This is a genomic window from Ferdinandcohnia sp. SAFN-114, assembly GCF_059415045.1.
This window is the reverse complement of sequence record NZ_JBPFDQ010000037.1, coordinates 45,790-52,654: the sequence shown is the minus strand read 5'-3', so window position 1 is coordinate 52,654 and position 6,865 is coordinate 45,790. Positions and strand designations below refer to the sequence as shown.

Annotated in this window: 6 protein-coding genes; all 6 read right to left on the bottom strand. The window is 40.2% G+C overall.

What is annotated here, in order from left to right; genetic code table 11:
* Positions 1-470: 470 nt before the first annotated feature.
* Positions 471-1,595 carry a pyrroloquinoline quinone biosynthesis protein PqqE gene (gene pqqE / locus ACR65M_RS13480; RefSeq protein WP_440273563.1) on the bottom strand — a complete coding sequence of 375 codons (1,125 nt, stop codon included), beginning with the start codon at positions 1,593-1,595 and terminating at the stop codon, positions 471-473.
* The gene (gene pqqD / locus ACR65M_RS13475) at positions 1,573-1,875 is read right to left on the bottom strand and encodes a pyrroloquinoline quinone biosynthesis peptide chaperone PqqD (protein WP_440273561.1); all 303 of its coding nucleotides are present in this window, start codon (positions 1,873-1,875) and stop codon (positions 1,573-1,575) included. Before pqqD ends, pqqE begins: the two co-directional genes overlap by 23 nt.
* Positions 1,876-1,903: 28 nt before the next feature.
* Positions 1,904-2,635, bottom strand: a complete 732-nt coding sequence (pqqC, locus tag ACR65M_RS13470) for a pyrroloquinoline-quinone synthase PqqC (protein WP_440273560.1) — start codon at positions 2,633-2,635, stop codon at positions 1,904-1,906.
* Between the two features lie 2 nt (positions 2,636-2,637).
* Positions 2,638-3,573: a pyrroloquinoline quinone biosynthesis protein PqqB gene (gene pqqB, locus ACR65M_RS13465; protein ID WP_440273559.1), complete on the bottom strand. Its 936-nt coding sequence runs from the start codon at positions 3,571-3,573 to the stop codon at positions 2,638-2,640.
* A 313-nt stretch (positions 3,574-3,886) separates the two neighbouring features.
* The gene (locus ACR65M_RS13460) at positions 3,887-5,245 is read right to left on the bottom strand and encodes an MATE family efflux transporter (protein ID WP_440273558.1); all 1,359 of its coding nucleotides are present in this window, start codon (positions 5,243-5,245) and stop codon (positions 3,887-3,889) included.
* A 221-nt stretch (positions 5,246-5,466) separates the two neighbouring features.
* Complete coding sequence (locus ACR65M_RS13455) at positions 5,467-6,597, bottom strand: NAD(P)/FAD-dependent oxidoreductase (RefSeq protein WP_440273557.1); 1,131 nt, start codon at positions 6,595-6,597, stop codon at positions 5,467-5,469.
* Between the last annotated feature and the right edge of the window lie 268 nt (positions 6,598-6,865).

Below are 6,865 nucleotides of genomic sequence, written 5' to 3'. Positions count from 1 at the left end.
TTCATAGCTTCGATGAAGAGGATTCGGCGACGGGATTGGTCTCCTTTTCCCCTTCATAGCTTCGATGAAGAGGATTCGGCGACGAGGTTACTCTCGCTTTCCCCTTCATAGCTTCGATGAAGGACTTTACACCAAGATCCAGACTACACTCGGTCCTTCACCACCTCGATGAAGGACTTTACACCGACGCCCAGACTACACTCAGTCCTTCACCACCTCGATGAAGGACTTTACACCGACGCCCAGACTTCACCCGGTCCTTCATCACCCCTATGAAGCACTTTACACCAACTCCAGACTTCACCCGGTCCTTCATCACCTCGATGAAGGACTTTACGCCAAGCTCCAGACTTCACCCGGTCCTTCATCACCATAATAGACAAACTTCTTCAAAACCACAGTACCTACTTCCACAACAAAAATAGATGCCAAAGGCAATTTTTTCTTACAAATCGCCCCTAGCATCTATTTCATATTTTTATTTTTGGTGTTGTTATTTTACGGTAAATCAACGGTGATGTTTCGCCAACTTGCGAACTATTTGCTTCCTGTACTGCTTTTTTAACGATATGATGATCAGGTGCCAGGTGACACACTGGGTCTGTTGCTTGAGCGTCTCCAGTCAAGGCATAGGCCTGACATCGACATCCACCACCATCTTGCTGTACCAAATCACATGAACGACAAGTTTCTGGTAGCCACTCATCCCCTCGAAATCGATTAAATGAATCCGATTCATACCAAATTTGCTGCAATGACCGCTCACGAACATTTTCAAAAGAAATTTCTTCTATCATCCCAGCCGTTGGGCATGGTAACACGTCTCCGTTGGGGGCCACAGTTAGAGCGACCGCTCCCCAACCGCCCATGCATGGCTTGGGAGTTGATTCATAATAATCAGGTATAACCCAGATAATTTCCATTTCTCTCCCCAAGTGTGCTCTTGCTGCTTCAAAAACTTCACTCGCTCGCTCAATCTGCTCTCGACTTGGCATGAGCTGATCCCTATTGAGTAAAGCCCAATTATAAAACTGAGTATTTGCTAATTCCAGCCGTTCCGCGCCCATTTCATGAGCAAACGTAATAATTTCATCTAATGTATCGATGTTCAAACGATGCAACACGACATTTAATGATAAATGCATTCCCGTCCTCTTGACTGCTTCAACAGCCTTCCGTTTCTTTTCAAACGCCTTAAATCTGCCAATCTTATCCGAAAGCTTTTCTTCTCCGGCTTGAAAACTAATTTGGACATTGGCCAACCCGGCTTCCTTAAACCGCTTTGCCTTTTCCTCAGTTAAACCAATCCCACTTGTTATCAGATTCGTGTACATTTCTAAAGAGTTCGCATGGTGAATCAGTTCTTCTAAATCATTTTTTAAAAGCGGCTCTCCTCCTGAAAAATGAATCTCAACAACTCCAAGATTGGCAGCTTCTGATAATACCCGCTTCCAATCCTTTGTTGATATTTCCATTTCCTTTCGTGTCATTTCGATTGGGTTTGAACAATATGGACAATGCAAGGGACAACGATGTGTTAATTCTGCAAGCAGCGAAAAGGGTGGCTGTACTCTATAATTCTTTGATTCTAGAATCTTGCATCACCACCCATCCTTCGTTCACCATTTGTAAGATAAATTTTGTGATATCCGCCTGCATGACTTCGAAATCAGGCAAATTCTCAGACTTTAGGGAACTTCTCATTTTTTCGGTGATGGTGTGAACTGATTCATTTCCGTCACATAGAGCAAGAATTGACGCGGCAGTTTCGTTCAGAACCACAACCTTTTCAGGTAACAAAAGAAGATGTTTTTCTCTTACCTTATCAAACTTGAGTCGCCCCTTTTGTGCCAGTTTTGGAAAACTAGTAGTCAAAATTTCCCCACCACCTTCTCCTTAAAACTTAATCTGGAAAAGCTTTTTCAATCGCATCAAGCTGTGCCCAAAGTACATCACACTTAAATTGTAAGGCCTCAACCGCAAGCTGCTGTTCTTTTAATGTCTTGCAATAATCCAGTACTACATTCAGAGCAAATTCTGTATCTCGAGGTGCTTGTGTTAAGCGATTTCGGAAATACCCAAGTCCGGACCGGTCAATCCACGGATACAATCGTTCAAGGATTTTAATCCGCTCTGAAATAAGAATGGGTGAAAATAGTTCTGTTAATGAAGAAGCAACTGCTTCTAACCATGGCTTTTCTTTCGCAAAATTCACATAAGCGTCCACAGAAAAACGAACAGCAGGTACCACATGTTCTTCACTTAAAACCTCTTCTCGGGAAAGTCCCACCACTTCCCCTAGCCTTAACCAAGCTTCAATGCCGCCCTCTTGTTTATGATTTCCATCATGGTCAATAATCCGCTGTATCCATTCACGTCTAAACTCCCTAGTTGGAAGCTTTGATAAAATAACCGCATCCTTAATCGGAACAGATTTTTGATAATAATAGCGATTGGCTACCCAACCTCGGATTTGCTCTCGACTTAGGGTACCTTCGTGCATCGCCACATGAAAGGGGTGTTTATCATGATAGGAAGAACGCCCGACATCGATTAATCGTTCTTTAAAATCCTCTCGAGACCATGGCTTTCCATCCTCTTGAGACACCCTTGCTAACCCTCCTTGTTGTGGCATATTCAAACCTCCAATTCCATACCTTCATAGGCAATCTCAATGCCTTGTTGCTCCAACAAATTTGCTTCCTCGGAGCCTTTTTTCAAAATAGGATTGCTATTGTTAATGTGGATTAATATTTTTCGTTCTGCTGAAAAAGATGTTAAACTCTCAATGATTCCTGACGTACCACTAATTGGGAGATGCCCCATATCCCTTGCATTCCGTTTCGTCGCACCCAATGCAACCAATTCATCTTCAGACCAAAATGTTCCATCCACTAACAAAATATCTGCTTTATGTAAAGCAGACTCAATTTCCGGAGTCATCGTATCTAAAGTCGGAAAATAAGCCACACATTTTCCAGACCGTTCATTTTGTAAAAGTAGACCAACCTCCCATATTTCTTCGGAACTCTCATTATTTGATTTAGCATAAAGAGGTGGTTTTCTTGAAACAGGAATCGTCTCAATCAGAAGTGACCCCTCACTTGTATCCCCAATTCGTTCCTTACATTCAGGATTAAGTGACTGCCATTCCCAAGAACAATAATTTTTTAGCATTGGAAACACAGGAAAGGCTGTGTGTAAACATTTCCTTACCGTTTCCGTCCCAAATATCGTTAAATGGGAGCCTTCTCGTAACGACAATAAACCGATTGAGTGATCAAGCTCTGCATCGGTTAAAATCACACCAGCAAGTGGTGTTTCCCTAATACCAGGTCCTGCATGAAGGTCAGAAAAGGTTTCAATCTGTCTACTAACATCCGGACCAGCATTGATGAGATACCAGTCTCTATCATTTGCACTTATCGCAAGGGAGGACTGTAACATCGGTTTTAACTTAATATCCCCGTCGCGAACACCGCTACAGTTGGGACATGCGCAATTCCATTGTGGAAAGCCTCCTCCCGCTGCTACTCCTAAGACCCTGACTCGAATTTTACTCCATCCTTTCAAACAGACATAATAAAGCATGTAAGGCAAGTTTAGTAGTATTACTCACGGATGTAGGAATACATTGTCACCTCAGCGGCTGTATTAATCACTTCATACTCAGGAATGACCCACATGCTTTTCACCCCCTTCAAAAGGATAAAGGTATATGAAAACTGATTAAACTTTCGCCCTTTCAAGTTATTCATATGTTAAAAATAGGCGCAAAATAACCATGAATTTCGACATAAAGTTGTCCAATTTGCTAAATTGAAACGAACAAACTTATCCATGAATAAAAAAACAATGCCCTGAAATAACCCAAGAGCATTGTTAATCAATCATTATTCTTTAATACAGTACTCGAACTGAATAGCTCCTTCTTTTTCCATCCACCCCATTTAAAATAGGAAAATGAAAAAAGGCTGCTAATGATAAAACTAATTCCAATCCCTAGTGCAATTCCGTTCTGCCCAATTAAACTCGAGCAGAAATAAGTAAGTGGATATCGGAGAAGCCAGAAGGATAGAATGTTTAGTATTAGTACTTGATACATGGCACCCGCTCCTCTTACGACACCATTCAAAATAAAGTTAATGCCAATGAATGGATAAAAGAAAGCGACCATTTTTAAATAATCCGTTCCAAAAGTCACTGCTTCTTTTTCCTGAAGAAACAACTCTGTAAAACCTTCTGCAAACATGAAGACAATCAAAGCAATTAACACCATAATGATTACATTGAAAATCGTTCCGTACACTGCAATTTGATGAACCCGCTCCCATTGGTTGGCCCCAATATTTTGACCAGCCATACTATTCACCGCTGTGCCTAATGCCATCGCCGGAATAGTTATTAAACTATCAATTCGTTGTGAGGCGCCAAATCCTGCTACAACCGCACCATCGAATGAATTTACTACAGATAGAATGGCCGTAACACCTGCGAAAATCACCATCATCTGTAAGCCAGCAGGAATTCCTAATTTTAAAATTAACCAAATATCCTCTTTACTTGGTAAATAGGGTATCGAATATGGAACAAACTTGCCTCGAAAAGTATACGCTAATGCCAACAAAAATGAGATCCCTTGCGCTAACACAGTTGCCCATGCAGCACCGTGGATTCCCCAATCAAAATAGAAAATGAATAATGGATCCAAAACGGCATTCAACACAACTGCTATGAGCACAAAACGCAACGGAGTCTTACTATCCCCCAGTGCCCTAAGTACAGTGCCAATAAAGTTATATCCCATAATAAACAAAATACCAATAAAATTTATTTCTAAGTATGCCTTTGCCTCATTGAGCATTTCCATAGGTGTATTCAAAAATAGTAATAAAGATTCTGAAAAAAGGTAACCAAATAAACCAACTACAATCGAAAGCGTTGATAATATAACAACAAAAGCATTCACATATTTTTTTAATCCTTGCTCGTCATTCATTCCTTTTTGTTGAGAGAGGATTGTCAATGTGGCGTTGTTAATTCCAATAATAAAAGCCAATACCGTGATAACAATTGTAGAAGAAATTGTAATTGCCCCGAGTGCATTTGCACCTAGTAAATTTCCTACCCACAAACTATCGATAAATTGGTAAGAAACCTGAAGTAGATTGGTTAACATTATTGGTCCAGCAAAGGTAATTAGTTGTTTGCGGATTGAGCCTTGCGTGAAATCCTGTTGCGTCAAAACGTGAACACTCCTTATTCTTCAGAGATATCTGTTCTAGGATACCATACCTTCTCTATGCTGTCTGATTCTTTACCCCAGGAAATACATTAGAAGTTTTGCATAACTAAAAAAACAATAAAGGAGTTTTCCCTCTATTGTTTTTAATTGAACATTTTATTCCTCTAAATCGTACATACACAAGTAGAAGAAAGCCTAGTTTTTCTTAACACGACTTGATATTATACATACTTTTTCATCTCAATCGCACGATCAGGGTGACATGCTGTAAGGTCTAATTCAATCTCTTTATTTTGAATCATTGAAGCCGCTAAACTACCAATATATGGGCCCATTGTAAGTCCAGATGCCCCTAATCCAGTAGCAAGCAAAACGCCTTCAAGTGTATCAACTGTACCTAGGATCGGTAATAAATCTGGGCCCATTGGACGAAATCCGATACGAATCTCTTCTAAAGTACCATCTTCTAAACCTGGGGCAACCTCTAGGGCTTCAGTCAAAACCTCATTCACTCCACCGGCTGTCAATCGATAGTCAAATCCTGACCCAGTTTCTCTAGTCGCACCTGCAACCACTTTACCATCATCAAATGGAACCAAATAGTGGGTTGACTGTGGAATAATAATCGGCCAATCAGAACTATTTATTCCTGGTAATTTTATATGAGCAATCTGACCTCGCTGTGGATTGACGTTCAATTGGATACCAAACGGCTGCAATAACTCAGGAGCCCATGCACCAGTGGTGATGAGGACTTTATCAGCAAAAAACGTTTTATCTCCTACCGTAACACCCATTACTTTTCTATTATTCTCATGAACTAGTTCTGCATCGCCTTCGACAAACTTGGCACCGTGACGAAGTGCAGCCCGTTTTAACGCATCACGCAGCAAAGCGCCATCTACTCTTGCCCCTCCAGATACATACAAACCTTCCAAGTTTTTGTTAAGTGGTGGAAAGAGTTCTCGTGCCTGCTCACCATTCAGACGCAGAATATCACCTATTTCAGGTGCATCCTTCCGTTTGGTTTTCACTCTCTTTTCAATTTCATCCAATTTAACAGGATCTGACGAGACACATAATGCACCAACATTTTTATAACCAACTTCATCTTCGCCCTCATTTTGCAAAGTAGAAATTATATCTTGATAGAAAACAAAACTTTCCTTAGCAAGGTTATACCAAGTTTCATTTTCAATCTCTTTGATCCAGGGACAAACAATACCCGCTCCAGCTGAAGTTGCCTTTCCTTCTTGTTTTTTATCAATCATGATGACATCTAGATTATTTTTGGCCATGTGATACGCTGCACTTGCACCTACTATTCCTGTTCCGATTACAATAACTTTCATGTCAATCACTCCTTCTAATTCTAGTGTATTTAACATTCAGGGACTTTACCTTAGCTATTTTCACATTATATAAATGATTGAACTACTTATACCATAAATCTATTTATAACTACCTCTCCTGTATGAATCTTACTACGTTTAAAATATAAATATAACTTTTTAGTTTGTGGGTCCTTTATGTCCAAATTCCAATGAGCTGTTAAAAAAACTTTTCGAATATCGAAGAAAATTATTGGCAGTGAGGACTTATTCTATTATTATAAGTATT

What these genes read in the sequence shown, in the direction of transcription:
- pqqC (WP_440273560.1), bottom strand. Translation starts at nt 2,635, where the DNA reads ATGCCACAACAAGGAGGGTTAGCAAGGGTGTCTCAAGAGGATGGAAAG.
- ACR65M_RS13455 (WP_440273557.1), bottom strand. Translation starts at nt 6,597, where the DNA reads ATGAAAGTTATTGTAATCGGAACAGGAATAGTAGGTGCAAGTGCAGCG.